Source organism: Salinarchaeum sp. Harcht-Bsk1, from assembly GCF_000403645.1.
Classification (GTDB): domain Archaea; phylum Halobacteriota; class Halobacteria; order Halobacteriales; family Salinarchaeaceae; genus Salinarchaeum.
Window position 1 is genome coordinate 969,884 of sequence record NC_021313.1, and the last position, 16,693, is coordinate 986,576.

The 16,693-nt window shown below is 68.6% G+C and carries 16 protein-coding genes; 7 read left to right on the forward strand and 9 right to left on the reverse strand.

Annotated elements, in window-relative coordinates; genetic code table 11:
* Positions 1 to 262 precede the first annotated feature (262 nt).
* Together L593_RS04610 and L593_RS04615 are read right to left on the reverse strand one after the other, a co-directional pair.
* Positions 263 to 1,234, reverse strand: coding sequence for an aldo/keto reductase (locus L593_RS04610; protein WP_020445771.1), 972 nt, complete (start codon positions 1,232 to 1,234; stop codon positions 263 to 265).
* Between the two features lie 267 nt (positions 1,235 to 1,501).
* The gene (locus L593_RS04615; protein ID WP_020445772.1) at positions 1,502 to 2,023 is read right to left on the reverse strand and encodes a GNAT family N-acetyltransferase; all 522 of its coding nucleotides are present in this window, start codon (positions 2,021 to 2,023) and stop codon (positions 1,502 to 1,504) included.
* 164 nt (positions 2,024 to 2,187) lie between these two features.
* On the opposite strand from L593_RS04615, the gene L593_RS04620 reads away from it, so the two are divergent.
* Positions 2,188 to 2,709 (forward strand): universal stress protein, encoded by a 522-nt coding sequence (locus tag L593_RS04620; protein WP_020445773.1) that lies wholly within the window; start codon positions 2,188 to 2,190, stop codon positions 2,707 to 2,709.
* A 158-nt stretch (positions 2,710 to 2,867) separates the two neighbouring features.
* The gene (locus tag L593_RS04625) at positions 2,868 to 3,320 is read left to right on the forward strand and encodes a YbhB/YbcL family Raf kinase inhibitor-like protein (RefSeq protein ID WP_020445774.1); all 453 of its coding nucleotides are present in this window, start codon (positions 2,868 to 2,870) and stop codon (positions 3,318 to 3,320) included.
* Positions 3,321 to 3,386: 66 nt separating this feature from the next.
* Here L593_RS04625 and citE read toward each other — a convergent pair whose 3' ends face one another.
* The 5 genes from citE to glmS are packed head-to-tail and all read right to left on the reverse strand — an operon-like array spanning position 3,387 to position 8,800.
* A complete protein-coding gene (gene citE / locus L593_RS04630) occupies positions 3,387 to 4,451 on the reverse strand; it encodes an L-malyl-CoA/beta-methylmalyl-CoA lyase (RefSeq protein WP_049894302.1) in 1,065 nt (354 codons plus the stop codon).
* Between the two features lie 50 nt (positions 4,452 to 4,501).
* Positions 4,502 to 5,584 (reverse strand): 2-methylfumaryl-CoA hydratase, encoded by a 1,083-nt coding sequence (mch, locus tag L593_RS04635; protein WP_049893856.1) that lies wholly within the window; start codon positions 5,582 to 5,584, stop codon positions 4,502 to 4,504.
* On the reverse strand, positions 5,577 to 6,926 hold the full coding sequence (locus tag L593_RS04640; RefSeq protein WP_020445777.1) for a methylaspartate ammonia-lyase: 1,350 nt from the start codon (positions 6,924 to 6,926) through the stop codon (positions 5,577 to 5,579). The genes mch and L593_RS04640 overlap by 8 nt, the downstream gene beginning before the upstream one ends.
* The gene (locus L593_RS04645; RefSeq protein WP_020445778.1) at positions 6,926 to 8,359 is read right to left on the reverse strand and encodes a methylaspartate mutase subunit E; all 1,434 of its coding nucleotides are present in this window, start codon (positions 8,357 to 8,359) and stop codon (positions 6,926 to 6,928) included. Before L593_RS04645 ends, L593_RS04640 begins: the two co-directional genes overlap by 1 nt.
* A complete protein-coding gene (gene glmS, locus L593_RS04650; RefSeq protein ID WP_020445779.1) occupies positions 8,360 to 8,800 on the reverse strand; it encodes a methylaspartate mutase subunit S in 441 nt (146 codons plus the stop codon). It lies immediately after the preceding gene.
* Positions 8,801 to 8,960: 160 nt separating this feature from the next.
* On the opposite strand from glmS, the gene mct reads away from it, so the two are divergent.
* From mct to L593_RS04665, 3 genes are all read left to right on the forward strand, one after another.
* Positions 8,961 to 10,160, forward strand: a complete 1,200-nt coding sequence (gene mct, locus L593_RS04655) for a succinyl-CoA:mesaconate CoA-transferase (RefSeq protein ID WP_020445780.1) — start codon at positions 8,961 to 8,963, stop codon at positions 10,158 to 10,160.
* A 153-nt stretch (positions 10,161 to 10,313) separates the two neighbouring features.
* Positions 10,314 to 11,453 (forward strand): quinolinate synthase NadA, encoded by a 1,140-nt coding sequence (nadA, locus tag L593_RS04660; protein ID WP_020445781.1) that lies wholly within the window; start codon positions 10,314 to 10,316, stop codon positions 11,451 to 11,453.
* A 2-nt stretch (positions 11,454 to 11,455) separates the two neighbouring features.
* Entirely contained in the window at positions 11,456 to 13,159 is a 1,704-nt protein-coding gene (locus L593_RS04665) for an L-aspartate oxidase (protein ID WP_020445782.1), read from the forward strand.
* A gap of 74 nt (positions 13,160 to 13,233) precedes the next feature.
* Here L593_RS04665 and L593_RS04670 read toward each other — a convergent pair whose 3' ends face one another.
* Together L593_RS04670 and L593_RS04675 are read right to left on the reverse strand one after the other, a co-directional pair.
* Positions 13,234 to 13,656, reverse strand: a complete 423-nt coding sequence (locus L593_RS04670) for a universal stress protein (protein WP_020445783.1) — start codon at positions 13,654 to 13,656, stop codon at positions 13,234 to 13,236.
* A gap of 26 nt (positions 13,657 to 13,682) precedes the next feature.
* Complete coding sequence (locus L593_RS04675; RefSeq protein WP_020445784.1) at positions 13,683 to 14,795, reverse strand: hypothetical protein; 1,113 nt, start codon at positions 14,793 to 14,795, stop codon at positions 13,683 to 13,685.
* Between the two features lie 378 nt (positions 14,796 to 15,173).
* Between L593_RS04675 and nadC the strand changes: the two genes are divergently transcribed.
* Entirely contained in the window at positions 15,174 to 16,022 is an 849-nt protein-coding gene (nadC, locus tag L593_RS04680; protein ID WP_020445785.1) for a carboxylating nicotinate-nucleotide diphosphorylase, read from the forward strand.
* Between the two features lie 64 nt (positions 16,023 to 16,086).
* Positions 16,087 to 16,563, forward strand: coding sequence for a pyruvoyl-dependent arginine decarboxylase (locus L593_RS04685; RefSeq protein WP_020445786.1), 477 nt, complete (start codon positions 16,087 to 16,089; stop codon positions 16,561 to 16,563).
* The last annotated feature ends 130 nt before the right edge of the window (positions 16,564 to 16,693 follow it).

A 16,693-nucleotide genomic window follows, 5' to 3' on the forward strand; every position in this document is an offset into this window, starting at 1 on the left:
CCCGCGTCGGGGCTCGCGACCGCGCCAGCGCCCGCCGACGTGGACCACCGGGGTTTCGCGGTGTTGAACAAACTCATTTGGGTGGGACTGGAAGGGGCCGACCGCTCGCGCCACGTCACGAAGCAAGCACTGGACTGAGCGAGCGGCAGCGAGCGAAGGAAGCGCGCAACGAGTGAGGTGGCGCGAGCGGGAGGGGCTTCCAAGGTTGCTGTAGAAGCTGCCGCCGTCTCGCAGCAAAACTCCAAAACGAAATTCCGAACAGCTACTCGTGGCCGTAGATTTCGACGGGCTCGTAGGGCTCCTCGAGGTACTCGAGATCGGAGTCGGACAGGTCGATCTCGACGGCCTCGACGGCCTGTTCGAGGTGCTCGACGCTCGTGGTCCCCAGGATCGGCGCGGTGACCCACTCCTTGTGGAAGTGCCAGGCGAGCGCGAGCTGGGCCATCGTCACGCCCTTCTCCTCGGCGAGTTCCTGCACGCGGCTGTTGATCTCCCGCCCTGCACCTTCGTGGTACGGCAGGCCGATGTTGTTCTTCTCGTGGTCGCCCCGGGTCGTCTCGTCGAACTCCTCGTGGGGCCGAGTCAGGTAGCCGCCGCCGAGCGGGCTCCAGGGCATGACGCCAATATTCTCGCGGTCACAGAGCGGCAGCATCTCGCGTTCCTCCTCGCGGTAGGTCAGGTGGTAGAGGTTCTGCATCGTCTCGAAGCGCGCGAGGTCCTCCCGGTCGCTGGTGTGCAGCGCCTCTGCAAACTGGTGGGCGTACATCGACGAAGCGCCGATGTGGCGGACCTTGCCGCGACGGACGGCGTCGTCGAGCGCGCGGAGCGTGGTCTCGATGGGCGTCTCGTAGTCCCAGCGGTGGATCTGGTAGAGGTCGACGGTGTCCATCCCGAGCCGGTCGAGGCTGTGGTCGAGTTCCTGCTCGATGGTCTTCCGGGAGAGGCCCTCCGCGTTGCGGTGTTCCTTGGCGCCCGGCCAGCGGACCTTCGTCGCGATGGTGAGCCGGTCGCGATCGTACTCGGAGAGGACATCGCCGAGGATCTCCTCGCTCTCGCCGCTGCTGTAGACGTTGGCGGTGTCGAAGAAGGTGATCCCGAGGTCGAGCGCGCGCTCGATAATCTCGCGGGACTCGTCCTCGTCGAGCATCCACTCGTCCTGGCTGCCGAAGCTCATACAGCCCAGACAGATCTTCGAGACTTCCATTCCGGTCGAACCGAGAGTCGTGTACTCCATACCAGACGTGTCCCAACCCCGCCTCAAATACCTCGCGCCCACCCACGTGGGCTGCCGGCTCGTGGTCGACGCCGACTCCGATCCACGACGATCGCACCGTTGCCGGTCGCACCAGTAACGGGCACACGACGAACAGTCGCACCAGGTACGGACAGCAACGAAGGATCACACCAGGAAAGGACACCGAGGAACGATCGCACCAGGGACGGTCACACGACGAACGATCGCATCACGACTCCTCGCCGCCTCCGCGCCACGGGACGCCAGTCAGTCTTCGAAACCGATCCGGTAGACGGCATGCTCGTGCGGGTCGCCGGCGAGGTCGATGTCCGTCGTCTCCTCGAACACGAGGTCGTTGGCCTCGAGGAAGGATCGCGCCCGTTCGTTGTCGACGAGCACCGCGACGGAAATCCCGTCGATCATGTCCGGGAGCCACTCGACTGCCGAGGCGAGCAAGGCGGAGCCGACGCCCTCGCGCCAGTGCGCGGGATCGACGTAGAGGTCCCGAATCTCGCCGCCCAGTCCGGCGACGAACGCCGAGGTCCCGGTGTAGCGCGCTCGGACGAACCCGACCACGTCGCCGTCGTCCGTCTCCGCGACGAGGAACGGACCGGGCTCCGCGGCGACGTCCTCGTCGAGTTCCTCGAGGTACTCCTCCTCGGTCGGTCGGACCTGCGCGTCGATCACGTCGGCCGAAACGATCCCCCGGTACCCGACTCGCCAGGCCCGGTTGTGGGCGTCGATCGCGGCGCGGAAGTCGTCGAGACCGGCCGGCTGGCGAATCTCCATGGAGCCCGGTTGGACGGAGGTTCTGATGGCGGTTTCGGTCCGTGATCGGCAGTGTCGACCGGCGACGATACGTCGGGCGACGACGCCAGAAGGTCGAACTAGATGACTACACCAGTAGTCAAGCGTCACCAATCTTTATCACCCGGACGCACCAACAAGGGACGATGCCACCGACAGACCCCCACGAGAGGCGCCAGCGAGCAGATCGCTGGCTGGCCGACGGCGCCGGCGGGCTCGCGATCGTCGTCGCGGTGGGCGGGCGGGACGTCCAGCGCGTCGACGGCCTCGCGGACGCGGTCGCGGACCTCGCCGGACCGGCGCTCGCCAACGTACACGTCGTGCACGCCTACACGCCCGAGCAGTTCGACGAGACCACCGATCGACTCAATTTCCCCGACGACGCGCCACCGGAGCCGGACGAGGTCGCACGGCGCACGAAAGCGGTCCGCGACCTCGTCGACCGCCTGGAGACCGCGACGGCCGAGGACGCCACCCGGATCGAGGTCCACGGGACCGTGAACGAGGACGCCGGCGAAGCGATCGTCGACCTCGCGACCGACGTCGAGGCGGACCGCGTGCTCGTCGGCGGCCGGAAACGGTCGCCCGCGGGCAAGGCCGTGTTCGGGAGCACCGCCCAGCACGTCCTCCTCAACGCGGACTGTCCCGTCACCTTCGTCCGCGACTGAGCGAGTACGCGACCCGGCGGCCGATCGCACGGCCCGCGGTGCTCGCAACTCCTGGACGGAAATCCTGTACGAACGTCGAAACCGCGTTGCCACGACTGACTTGCAGTTCGATTTTTCACACTCCCCGCCCAACGATCAACCTGGGAGGAACCCACGCCATGTCCGAACTCACACTCACAAGTCCGGCGTTCGCGGACGGGGAGCCGATTCCCGACGAGTACGGCTACGAAGCACGGAACGTCAACCCACCCTTGCGCATCGAGGGCGCGCCCGACGCGGCGGAGTCGATCGTCCTCCTGATGGACGACCCCGACGCCGTCGAGCCTGCGGGCAAGGTCTGGGACCACTGGACGGTCTTCGACCTCGATCCCGAACTGACCGAGATCCCCGAGGACTGGGACGTCGAGGGAACGGAAGGCCGCAACGACTACGGCGAGGTCGGCTACGGCGGCCCGAACCCGCCGGACGGCGAGCACACCTACCGCTTCCGCGTCTACGCGCTCGATCGGTCCCTGGACACCGCCGGCGTCGAGACCAAGGACGCCGTCGAGGCGGCGATGGACGGCCACGTCCTCGCACAGGACACGCTCACCGGGACCTACGCGCCCTGATTCGAGCCGAAACCACGAACGCAGCCGAGGAATCGTCACTCACTCTCTCTCTCTCTTGACGAATCGCTACACCAGTTCCACGGACTGGGCCCGCTCCAGCAGCGCCGTCTCGTAGACCGATTTGGCCTGCTCGGGCTGGCGGTCAGCGATCGCACGGACCGTCCGCACCGTGTTCTGGAAGTTCTTGAGCGTCGCCTCGTCGACCATCTGACCGTCGATGCTGACCGCGCCGGTCCCGGCGGTCTTCGCCTCGGCGAACCGTTCGATCTTCTCGACGTCCCGTTCCAGTTCCGCCGGCGTCGGCATGTGGATCCTGTTCGCTTGCGTCGTCTGCTTTGGATGGAGCGACCACGAGCCGTCGAGGCCGACCGCCGCCTCGCGCTCGACCTGGTCGGCGTAGCCCGGCGCGTTGTAGTAGGTGATCCCCGCTCGCTCGGCGAACAGGCGATCGAAGGGCCCGCCGACCGACACGATCCCGTTCGCGGACGCCTCGTTCGAGAGCGCCTCCAGCAAGGCCGGCCACGTCGAGCGCTCGCCGTCGCGGGAGCGCCCGCCGAGTTCGGCGGTGTAGTCGACGGGACCGAATACGAGGCCGGCGAGTCGAGCAGGTGCGTCGCTCGCCTCGTCTCTGTTCCCACTCCCCAGGGCCGCGATCTCCCGGAGGTCCGACCGCGCTCGCGCCGTCTCGACGATCAGCGCGACCTCGATCGATCCCTCGTCGTACCCGTACAGCGCCTCGGCCTCCGCGACCGCCCGGAGTGCGGCCTCGACGTCGGCCAGGCGACCGACCTTCGGCACGACGATGCCGTCGACGTGCTCGCCAGCGTCGGCGACGATCCGATCGATCTGCTCGCGACCGCGCTCGGCCGTCGCCGGGTCGTCGTACGCCCACTCCACGCGGGGGAAGATCTCACCCGGAAAATCGGGCGCGTACTCCGGCAGGAGGTCGAGGAGGTTCTCGAGCCCCTCCTCCTTTTTCGCCGGCGCGGTGCCGTCCTCGAGGTCGGGCACGAGCCAGTCGGGCGCCTGGAATCCCGAGGCGGTCAGGCCCGAGCGGAGGTACTTCGCGGTGTCGTCGCCCGCCACCGCTACCGGTGCGGTCTGGAACGTTCGGCAGAGTCGCTGTGTCATGGAATCGGTGTCGCTGTCGTCCGTCGGCGCAGTGGTCGGCGTCTCGTCGGTCATCGCTCGGTCCTCCGCTCGATCAGCGCCGTCCGCGTACCGGAGTAGACCGGCCGCTCGTCCTGGTCGAAGGCGACGTGCTCGAAGCTCACCTCGCCGACGTGGCTCGGCCCGGGACCGCCGTCGGCCTCGAGCACCCTGGTGAATCCGTAGATGGTGTCGCCGACGGTGACGAAGTCGTGAAAGCGCTCCTCGCTTGCCCCGACCTCGCGCCAGGTCGCCTCGTCGGAGCGCGCGTGACCCAGCGCCGTCGAGCGGGTGACGTCGCCGTACGCGACGATCTCCCCCGACGGCGAGTGGGCCATCGCGGCTTCGTTGTGGTGCTGGCGCGCCGTGTTCAGGGTCGAGAGCGGCAGTTCGGCGACGGTGACGGCGTCCATCGTCCGTCCTCGTTCGTGTCGGTAGGCGACCGCAGCATCGGCGCGCTCTTCGGCCGCTTCCAGCGCGGTTTCGAAGTCCTCGAAATGCTCGCCATCAGGCGCGAGGAGGTCCTCCGGAAGGTCTGGCGCGGGGTCGTCTTCCGGATCCGTGGCCGACGTGTCCTCAAGTTCCCCACCATCTGTCTCGATCGGCTCGCGCCGGGGGATCATGTTCGTCCGCTCGTACGTGCAGAGCGTCTCGCCGCCCGGCGCGTCGAGGCCGCGGGTCTCCCAGGTCACGATCCCATAGTTCGGTCGCGAACCGGAGGTCCGCGTCGCGAGCACCGTCGACTCGACGTGGAGTTCGGTGCCGGGGTACACCGCGTCCTGGGTGAATCGGACGTCGTCGCGCCCCAGGAAGTACCCGCCCTTCTCCGAGAGGTCCTCGACGCTTGGGCCCATCGTCGCCGCGAGCAGGTAGTCCGGGTGGATCGGCGGCTCGTCGAAGCCCCGCGCCTCCGCGGCGTCGGAGCGCCAGTACGCCGGATCGTGGTTCAGGGTCTGACTCGTCCACTGCTCGGCGCCCGAACGGGTGAGCCGGAGGCCGGGATCGTGCTCGATCGTCTCGCCCTCGGCGAAATCCTCGAAGTAGCTGCCCTTCTCGCGGGTCGCCGCACGGTCGAGGGCCGTCGCGAACGTCTCGGGATCGGTCCAGTCAGTCATCGGAATCACCTGTGGGCGCTGCGGTTTCGGGCGTCGGTCTGGCGACCGAATCCGAGTGCTCGCGGCGGGCGAGCGCGCGGCGCATCTCGTTGGTCACGAGCATGTAGCCCTCGTCGAACCCCATCCCGGGCTTCGCGAGGACCTGCGCGGCGTCGGTCGCCAGCGCGACGTGGGCGCAGGCTCTGGCGGAGGTCGCCGTCTCGTTGCAGGTCCCGCCGAGGTAGGCACGGACGTCCGTCCCATCGCAGTAGCGGACCGCTTCGGCCGAGCGCTGGACGCCGCCGAGGTCGGGCGTCTTGACCTGCACGACGTCGGCGGCGCCGGCGTCGACGAACGCCCGGACGTCGTCGAGCGTGTTGCACCACTCGTCGGCGACAAGGTCGACCGGGACGTCTGCGGCGGCGAGCGCGTCCCGGAGGGTGGCCATCTGCTCGATTTGGCCGCTGAGGCTCCCGGCGTCCATCGGCCCTTCGACCTGGAGCGGGTACGGCGCGGTGGCATCCGCGAGGCGGTGGAAGTACTCGACGACCTCGCGGCGGTCGTACGGCGGGCCGAACACCTCGCCGAGGATCCCGTAGACGTCGACGTGGAAGCGCGGGCGGTATTCCGGAACACCGGACTGGGTGTTCTCGTCGCCGCTCGCGCCGCTTCCGAGTTCGTCGGTCCGCACGGCGAGCCACTCGAGGTACTCGATCAGCCGCTCGCCCTCTGCGCCAACCTTCTCGACGCTGTTGAACAGCCCGTGAGGCAGGACGCCGACGCGCTTGAGCAGCATCTTCTCGGCGTTCGTCCGCCGGTCGTCGCCGGACTGGCCGAAAACTGGGATCGGCTGCGTGGCTGGTTCAGTTCCCACAGCGTCCGCGATCACGTCGGTCTTCGTGACGCCGCGCGTCTTCGCCGCCGCGTCGAGCAACGCCTGCGAGACGCCGTAGCGGACGGCCGTGTGGAGGCGATCGCCGCCGGAACGTTCCGCGGGGAGCGATTCGATTTCGTCCGCCAGTGGAGTGAACTCGGCAGGGTTCGACCCGACGAGAGCGTCCGCGACCGGTCCCTCGACGACTGGCCGATACTCCTCGGCGCGGAAGAACGGATCCCGGCCGCCCGCGCCGGAGTACTGCACCGCCGCGCAGTCGCCGGTCGCGTACGTCCCGTCGGCGAGTTCGAGTTCGACGGTCAGCGCCTCGCCGGCCTCGCGGATTCGCTTGAAGCCCTCGGTCACGGGCTCGCCGTCGTAGGCGAAGCCGTCCTGGGTGGCGCCTCGCTTGATCGCGCGCTGGTCGTCTGCGTAGAAGCCCGAAACCGCGGGAATCGCTCGGATCGCGACGATGCGATTCCCCGCCATTAGTCCCCCTCCGTGGGCCGCCCGATCAGGCGGCCGTCGCTGATCGCGTCCACGTCGTCGGCGACCATCTTGAAGGAGCGATCGCGGCCCTCCGTGCTCGCTCTGGCTTCCAGCCGGTTCTCGTGGATCTCCTGGACGTCCGCGGAGAGCGCGAGGTCGCCGAACTCGAGGATCCGGACCCGGCCGTCGTCGTCGCGGGCCGGAAGCACCGCGCCCTGCGCGCTTTCCGAGGGCGCGAACGGGACGTCCAGCGCGCCGGTCTCGAAGGCCTGGATCGTGCCCTGCGCGACGTCGCCGTCGCCGGCGTCGATCGCGGCCTCGATCAGTTCGCGGGAGGCCTTCTGGATCAGGTTCAGTTCCCGGTCGACGCCCTCGAGCTGGACGTTCTGTTCGAGCAGCATGTCGATCAACTGGCGCGTCGTGCGCAGGCCCGCGGCGTTGGCCTCCATCGTCGGGACGCCCGCGAACTCCTGGGGCGACTTGGTGATGACCTTGTCCGGTTCGGCGATCGCGGCCGTCGCAGCGCCGAGACTGATGACCGCGTTCGCGCGAGCCTCGTCCGGCGGGAAGCCGCCCATCCACTCGTGGAAGACGATGGTGACCCGGACGGGATCGGGGAGGTACTCCTCGCCGAGCGATCGGAGGGCGTGGAGCGCGGCGACGTCCTGGACGAAGTTGCCGACCTGTCCGTAGCCCAGCGTGATCGAGCGGACGCCCTGCGTCGCGGCGAGCATCCCCTCGACGACCATCACGGCGATTGCGATACAGGGCGGGACGAGCGTGCCGGTCAGCGGGCCGAAGGGCTCGCGGTTGATCCGGACACCCCGCTCGGTGTAGGCGCCGGCGAGGCGGTCGACGTACTGCCACTGCTCGATCGTCGTCGCGAGGTCCCGCTCCTTCGTGTAGGGGATGTTGTAGGAGATCGGGCCGCCCTCGAAGCTCTGGAACCCGCCGGCGTAGGTGACTGCGGCGAGCAGGCGGGCGTCGGGTGTGCCGTGGCGGACCTCGATCGGCGCGTCGAGCGCGCAGATCAGGTCGCGGCAGCCCTCGACGCCGTGGTTGACCGCGGGGAAGCCGTTGAGCGTGTCCTCGGCGGTCTCGCGGGCGTCCTCGAGCCCATCGCCCGCCTTCCCGTACTCGTTGTCGCGCGTGTAGGAGTCGATCGTCGTGGGGAGGAGGTCGGCGCCGCCCTCGTTTTGCAGGTGGCGGAGGAGTTCGATCTGGTCGTCGAGTCTCGGAACCCCGGCGCGTGGCTGGAGAAGTGGCGTCTCCGCGCTCTCGAGGACGTCCGCGAAGCGCTTGGAGTCGGGCAGGGATTCGTGGAACTCGATGGCCTCCTCGAAGTCGACGTCCGCGCCGGTGTGCCAGTCGCTGCGGACCTGCTCGTCGATGCGCCGAAGCTCGGCGTCGGCGAGCCGTTCGTCGGTGACCATCTACGTGGACACCCTGCTGCGTTCCGCGTCGGTCTCCGCGAGCCCGAGGTCCCGTCTCAATGCGACGATCGCGTCCTCGGGATCGGTCTCGGCGTCGAAGACCCGGTCGAACCCCATCCGCTCGAAGCGCTCGCGGATCGACTCGTGGTCGGCCTGGCCGACGGCGAGGTTGCCGCCGACGTAGGTCGCGGGGTCGATCCCGCGCTCTGCGAGCGCCTCGTGGAGTCCGTCACAGTCACGCTCGGCGTGTCCGTACAGCGAGGACACCAGCACCGCCTCGGCGTCGGACGTTGCTGCGGCCTCGACGAACTCGTCCTGGCCGGTCTGTACGCCCAGGTTCCGAACGTCGAAGCCCGCCGCGTCCAGCGCCTGTTCGAGGATCGTGATGCCGACGGCGTGCGCGTCGGACCCGATCACGCCGAGGATGACTGTCGTCGTCATGCGGTAACGGGAAATCAACGGAGCGCACAATAAATGTAACGAACGATAATGATAATATTCTTCTAGGTGATTTAGTGTGGTTGCATACCACACCCGCAACGACCCATCTATAATGATCTTTTAGGTAAATTACTTGCCCCGGGCGACGGTGCAACGTCCCATGAGCGCGCTGTCGGACCTCCGGGTCCTCGACCTCACCCAGGTGCTCGCCGGCCCGTACTGCACGATGCTCCTCGCGGACATGGGCGCGGACGTGGTGAAGGTCGAGCGGCCCGGCGGCGACCTGATCCGGCGGAATCCGCCGTTCGCAGAGGACCCCGAGGCCGAGGCCTACGGCGGCTACTTCCAGAGCGTGAATCGCGGGAAGCGATCGCTCGAACTCGACCTCGGCGACGAGGACGACCGCGGGGACTTCCTCCACCTCGTCGAGACTGCCGACGTCGTCGTCGAGAACTACCGTGCGGGCACGATGGAGAAATTCGATCTGGGGTACGAGACGCTCCGCGAACGGAATCCACAGCTGATCTACAGCTCGATCCGCGGCTTCGGCGATCCACGCACCGGCGAGAGCCCGCGGCAGGGCCAGCCCTCCTTCGACCTGATCGCGCAGGCGCTGGGCGGCGTGATGTCGATCACCGGCCAGCCCGACGGACCGCCGACGAAGGTCGGGCCGGGCATCGGCGACCTCTTCACCGCGGTCCTGAACTGTGCCGGCATCCTCGCCGCAGTCCACCACCGCGAGCGCACCGGCGAGGGCCAGCACGTCGACACGGGGATGTACGACGCCATGATCTCCATGTGCGAGCGCGCCATCTACCAGCACTCCTACACCGGTGAGATCCCCGGACGACGGGGCAACAGCCACCCGACGCTGTTCCCCTACGACGCCTTCGAGACGGCGGACGGTCACGTCGTGATCGCCGCGTTCGGCGACGGGCACTGGACCGCGCTGTGCCGTGCGATGGAGCAGCCGGACCTGGCCGCCGAGTACGACAGCGGGGCGGCCAGGCTGGCGAACCGGGAGGCACTGCGAGCGGCGATCGCAGAGTGGACCGCCGAACGGCACACGGCGGCGATCGTCGACCTGCTGGAGGGGGACGTGCCCGCTGCGCCGGTGCAGGACACCGCCGACATCTTCGCCGACGAGCACGTCCACGCACGGGAAATGCTCGTGGAAGTCGACCAGCCCGGCGCGGATCGCTCGGTGACGATCGCCGGCTCGCCGATCAAGCTCTCGGCGACGATGCCCGAACCCGGTGGTCGCGCGCCGCTGCTGGACGAACATCGCGACGAGTTGCTCGGGGAGCTCGCGGAACGAACCGACGCAGCCACGTCCGGCGCGACCGCGGGGAACGACTGAATCCGGTCGGAAGGCCTCGGTCGCGGCCGGCGTCGACAGGTTCGCCGGCCAGTGTTGCCGGGAAAGAGGCAGATTCTCCACCGAAGGCACTCTTTGAAAGAGAAATCTTTTCAATACAGGTTTCCGAAGTAGACCTACCCAGGTGACTTCGCAGTGCCACGGATGGAAACAGCCGACATCGAGACGGACCTGAGCCTGTTCAAGTACGACAATCTCGAACAGCTCCCGGCCGCGTACCGGGAGCTCGAGGCCGAGGAGCGGACGGCTCGCATCGAGTCGGCGCTCGAGGAACTCGGCGACGATGTCGTCGTACTCGGTCACAACTACCAGCGCAAGGAGATCGTCGAGCACGCCGACTTCATCGGCGACTCCTACCAGCTCTCCAAGGAGGCGGCCAACTCCGACGCCGAGTACGTGATCTTTGGCGGCGTGACGTTCATGGCCGAGACTGCGGACGTCATCACCGACGACGACCAGACGGTGATCCTCCCGAGCATGGAGGCCTCCTGTCCGATGGCGGGCATGGCCGAGGCGCTCCAGGTCGACGCCGCGTGGGCCGAGATCACGGCCGCCGCGCCGGACAAGGACATCGTCCCGGTCACCTACATGAACTCGTATGCGGATCTGAAGGCGTTCACCGCCGAGCACGGTGGCGCTATCTGTACCTCTTCGAACGCCTCCGACGTTTTCGAGTGGGCACTGGACAAGGGCGACGCCGTCCTGTTCATGCCCGACAAGTACCTCGGCATCAACACCGCCTACGACCTCGGCCTCGAGGATTCCGCCGTGGCGTGGGACCCGTGGGACCCCGAGGGCACCGACGCCGAGGAGGCCGCCGACGCGGAGATCATCCTCTGGGAGGGCTACTGCCAGGTCCACGAGCGCTTCCGCGCCTCCCACATCGAGGAGATCCGCGAGGAGCACGAGGACGTCAACGTCGTCGTCCACCCCGAATGCCGCCGCGAGGTCGTCGAGGCCGCCGACGTCGTCGGCTCGACGAGCACGATCACCGAGACCGTCGCGAACGCCGAGCCCGGCGAGAAGTGGGCCATCGGCACGGAGATCCACCTCGCGAACCACCTCGACCGCTGGTACCCCGAGGTCGAGGTGTTGCCGCTGTGCGGTGACGCCTGTATGGACTGCAACGCGATGCGCCAGATCGACCCGAACTACCTCGCGTGGGTGCTCGAGGAGCTTGTCGAGGGGCGCGAGCGCAACGTGATCGAAGTGCCGGAGCGCGAAGCGGAGCTCGCCGAGCTCTCCGTCCAGCGGATGCTCGACCTCGCAGAGTAACGATGGTCGAGTCACACACCGCCGACGAGCGCGAGGAGCAGCGCCCCCAGGATCCGGAAACGGCCGACGTCCTCGTCGTCGGCTCCGGTATCGCCGGCTGTGCCGCTGCCCTCGCCGCCGCCCGCGACGGCGCAGACGTCCTGCTCGTCACGAAGGCGGAGCGGCCAGAGGACGCCTCGACGGACTGGGCGCAGGGGGGTATCGCGACGAGCCGGGACGATCCGGCCGCGCTCAAGGAGGACGTCATCGCAGCCAGCGACGGCACCGCCGACCCCGACGCCGTCGACGTCCTAGTCGAGGACGCAAACGAGGCGGTCGAGGATGTACTGCTGGACACGCTGGAAGTGCCGTTCGATACTGCGGACGCGGACGAAGTACCTGCAGACGCCGACGGCGAAGACGCGGCTGGCGCGACGGACGCCGACAGCGAGTTCGACTACACCCGCGAGGCCGCCCACTCCGACCGGCGGATTCTCCACGTCGACGCATCGACCGGAACCCACATTCTCCGGCCGTTCCTCAACCACCTCGATTCGCGCGACGACGTGCGGATCCGCGAAGACACTGCCGCGCTCGAACTGATCACGCACGAGGGCCGGGTCCACGGCGCGCTACTCGACTCCGAACCCGAGGGCGAGCCAGTCTACGCCGGCACCACGGTCCTCGCGACCGGCGGCATCGGCGCCTGCTACCCCCGCTCGACGAACCCCCCGGACGCGACCGGCGACGGGATCGCGATGGCGGCGCTCGCGGGCGCGGACGTCGAGGACATGGAGTTCGTGCAGTTCCATCCGACGGCGTTCGATCCCGACGCAGGCACTGAGGATGCGACTGCCGGCGCCGATGGCGCCGGGGGCGAGGACGAGCGGGGCTCGAACATCTTCCTGCTCAGCGAGGCCCTCCGCGGCGAGGGCGCAATCCTCCGCAACGGCGACGGCGAGCGCTTCATGCCCGACTACCACGACGACGCAGAACTCGCACCGCGTGACGTCGTCGCGCGAGCCGTCGACCGCGAGCGGAGCGCTACCGGCGAGGTCCGCCTCGACGTCTCCCCCGTCGACTTCGAGGGCGAGTTCCCCGACCTCGTCGAACTCTGTGAGGACAACGGCGTCGACTGGGCCGAGGGCATCCCCGTCGCTCCGTGCGAGCACTTCCTCTGTGGCGGCGTCGCCGTCGACGACCGCGGACGCACTTCGCTGGATCGGCTCTACGCCGTTGGCGAGTGCTCCCGGACCGGCGTCCACGGCGCGAACCGCCTCGCCTCGACGAGTCTGCTCGAAGGGCTCGTCTGGGGCCTTCGCGCCGGCGAAGACGCAGTGGCGACCGTGGAGGATGCCGGGGAGGCCGGCGATCCCGAGGTCGTCGAGGCGGCCGAACTGCTCAACCGCGACCCCGATCTCCCAGAGCGCTTCGCCGCCGAGAAGTTCGTCCGCCTGCGCCGCGTGATGGACGAACACGTCGGGCTGCGGCGCGATCCGGAGGGTCTCCGCCGCGCCGCTGCCGTCCTCCGGCGGCTCAAGGGCGAGGTCGACGCCTACGTGCGAACCCGGACCAGCCGGGATCTCTACGAACTGCGGAACGCGAGCGTGACCGCGCTGTTGATCTCCCGGGCCGCGACCGAGCGCGAGGAGTCCGTCGGGACGCACTACCTCGTCGACGAGGAGGCAGAGGCACAGTCGAGCGGCCAGTCCGTCTCGAAGTCCTAGCCAGCGATCGAAATCCGCTGGTAGTTCGATCGACGACGAGCAGCGGCGCACCGTTCCAGTTTCTGAGCATGCCGCTACCGAACGACGGTCACCGGAACCGGCGCGCGTCGAACGACGGACTGGGCGACGCTCCCGAGCAGGACCCGGGACATCGGCGATCGACCGTGACTGCCGACGACGATCTGGTCGACGTCGTGGTCCACGGCGAACGCGACGATCTCGCGAGCCGGTTTGCCGACGACGATCTCGGTGTCGATCGGCACGTGGTGGTCCTCGGCGATCGCTCGCGCGTCCTCGAACACGGCCTCCGCTCGCTCTCTCCCGCGCTCTTCCAGTTCGTCTGCACCGACCAGCGCCCGGGCGGCGTAGCTCTCCTCGACGTCTTCGACGACGTAGAGGACCGTGATTCGCGCACCGGGGTGCATCGAGCAGGCGTGTTCGAGCGCTCGCTTCGACAGGGGCGAACCGGCCATCGGCACGAGGAGGTGTACGGGCATGGGTGGGACGGACGCGTCGTACCTGGTTAGAGATGCGGGAGCACCACCAGCGTGACGGGGACGACGACGAGGACGAGTAGGAAACCGACGAAGAACCGACGATCAGTGAGAAGCCTGTTCTGGACGGCGTGGATGGCGGACACGTAGGGATCGTAGGCGACGAGGAGCAGGGCAGTGAGCGCGGTGGCGATACCCATGACCAGCAGGACGACCGCGACGCCGGCAGGCGTCTCGAGGACGAACGCGACGGCGAGCGTGTCGAGCAGCGTACCGACGTTCGCTCCGAGGACGTAGGGCGTGATCTCCTCACGTTTGACGAACTCGCGGTTGTACAGCGGGACGACGACCCCGAGCGAGAAGGCGACGCTCGTGGTGACCGCGGTGATGACCAGCCCGACGACGAAGGCAGTCCAGACGTGACCGAAGTGACGGAACACGTGCCGTCGAACGGTCTCGGTGTCCACGCGCTCCAGCACGGTGTCGAACAGCCAGAGCCCCGCGAACAGCGACGCGATCGCGACGACCAGCGCGCTCCGGGGGCCGATCGCTCGCGTCACGGCGTCGACGGCAGGGCCGAAGAACTCCAGCGCGCCGAGTGGCAGGTCGAGTCCCCGCGTCGCCTCGAACAGCTCCGACCGGAACGTCGCCAGGACGACGATCCCGACGATCGCCGTCGGAACGTAGACGGTCAACGCGATCAGGAAGGTGAGCAGCCCCAGGCTCATGCTCTCGCGCATCGACCGGATCTGTCCCTCCTGCGCGTAGTCGAGTCCGCCGATGAGAACCACGATCGCGCCAGCGCCGATGCGGGAGCCGACGATCATCATGAACGCCCCCGACGTGGAGACGATGCCCGAGGAGAGCAACGACACCGCGAGTGCCGCGACGACCGAGCCGCTCGTCAGGCCGTAGGTGACGAGCCAGCTGATCCCGAGCGCCGATCCGCCGCCGACGACGATCTGGTCGTGGATCCGGGCGATCGTGGGACTGGCCGCTTCCGTGGCCGCGCCCAGGAGCTGGATACCGAAGAGGAAGAGCAGGATCGACGTGATCGCACCGAGCCAGAGCGGACCGATCGCGAGTAAGCGGTTCCTGCGTCGCGTCGTCGACGCCTCCGTCAGTTCGTCCGAGTCAGTCATCGTGGTGGGAGCAGGCCAGTACGATCGGCGTGGCGTCGGCCGCGGGGTCTCCGTGTTCGCCCGCCGCAGTGTCATGCCGGAGCGGCCGCCAGTCCGGAAGGCCGCAGTTCGGTGCCAGGTTGCCGTTAGAGGGGCCGGATCGTCGCGCTGGGATAACACTGGCACGGACCGATCAGCGGGCGCAGGCGAGGGTGCGTGGGTGCAGGTGCGGCCCGTAGTTCGGCGGGACGGCGTTTCAGTAGACGGTGCGAAACGCACGATCGGAGCCGGTGTGGCGGGCACTAGCATCGCCGAACGGCAGCTCTCGCCGATCGCGACCGCTCTCGGAGACCCCCGACGTTTTGTCGGTGCCGCACCGAACCACGGCTGATCGACCACATGCTCGACCGCACGACGATCGAAGGCTGGCTGCGCGAGGACCTCGGTCACCACGACGTGACCAACGACGTGCCGGGTGAGACGACCGGCCGGCTCGTCGCGAAGGAAACGGGCGTCGCAGCCGGGATCGACGCCGCGGAAGCCGTCTTTTCGTATCTCGACGTCGAGGTGACCGAACGCGTCGACGAGGGAACGGAGCTCGACGCCGGCGACGTGGCGCTCCGCGTCGAGGGGAGCGCGCAGGACGTCCTCCGAGCCGAGCGGACGGCGGTGAATATCGCCGGCCACGCCTCCGGCATCGCGACGAAGACGGCAGCGGCCGTGGAAGCCGCACAGACCGCCGGTCTCGGCTTCGATCTCGACGCCGGGGCCGCCGGCGACACGCCCGCGATCGCGGGCACTCGCAAGACGACGCCGGGACTCCGCGGCGTGGAGAAGCGGGCCATCGTCGCGGGCGGCGGCGACACGCACCGCCTCGACCTCTCCCACATGGTGATGGTGAAGGACAACCACGTCGCGGAGATGGGGATGGAGTCGGCCATCGAGCACTTCGAGGAGAAAGCGTCGTTCGCGACGAAGATCGAGGTCGAGGTCGAATCCCCGGAAGACGCGCCGCGGGCTGCGGAGGCCGGCGCCGACATCGTGCTGCTCGACAACATGGAGCCGGCGGCGGTCGAGCGGGCAGTCGAGCTGGTCGACGAGTCCGACGCCGACGCGCTGCTCGAGGCCAGCGGCGGGATCACCGTCGAGACCGTCCCCGACTACGCGACGACCGGCGTGGACGTGCTCTCGCTTGGCTCGCTGACCCACTCGGCGTCGAGCCTCGACTTCTCCTTCCGGACTGGCTAGCACCGCTTTCGAATCGGCAATTCGAATCGAAACCCCTTCCGTCGCCGCGTCACTTCACACGGCCATGCAGCCGATCCGGATCGTCTGGGGTACCGGGCGGGGGCCCACCGCGCTTGCGGCCTACGACGCCGCCCTCGCCGAAGCCAGCGTGCACGACTACAACCTCGTGCGCCTCTCCTCGGTGATCCCCGACGGTCCGGCGATCGAGGAGGTCGGCGAGGCGCCGGACCTCGGCCCCGCCGGCGAGGGCCTCCACGTCGTCGAGGCGAGTGCGCGGGGGGACTCCGGCCCGCAGAGCGCGGTGCTGGCCTGGGCGCGTTCGCCGGAGGGCCCGGGCGTCTTCTACGAGGCCGGCGCGTCCGAACCCGCCGACGTCGTCCAGGCCGAGGCGAAGGCCGGCATCGAATCCGGGCTCGACCTCCGGGACCGGGAGTACGGCGAGCCACAGTTCCGGACGGTGTCGATCGACGCCGACAGCGCGGAGGGGTACGCCGCCGCCGTCGCCATCGCGGCCTACGGCGAGAGCGAACCCCTGCTCTAATCGAACGAATCGCTTCGCTCCCTGATCGAGCGAACCGTCCCGCTCCCCGATTGGGTCGGCCGCTCGACGGGCGAACGCTCCTCTAAGTAGTCGACTGCGAGGACCGGCAGGCGTCGTATCGACGCGAGAC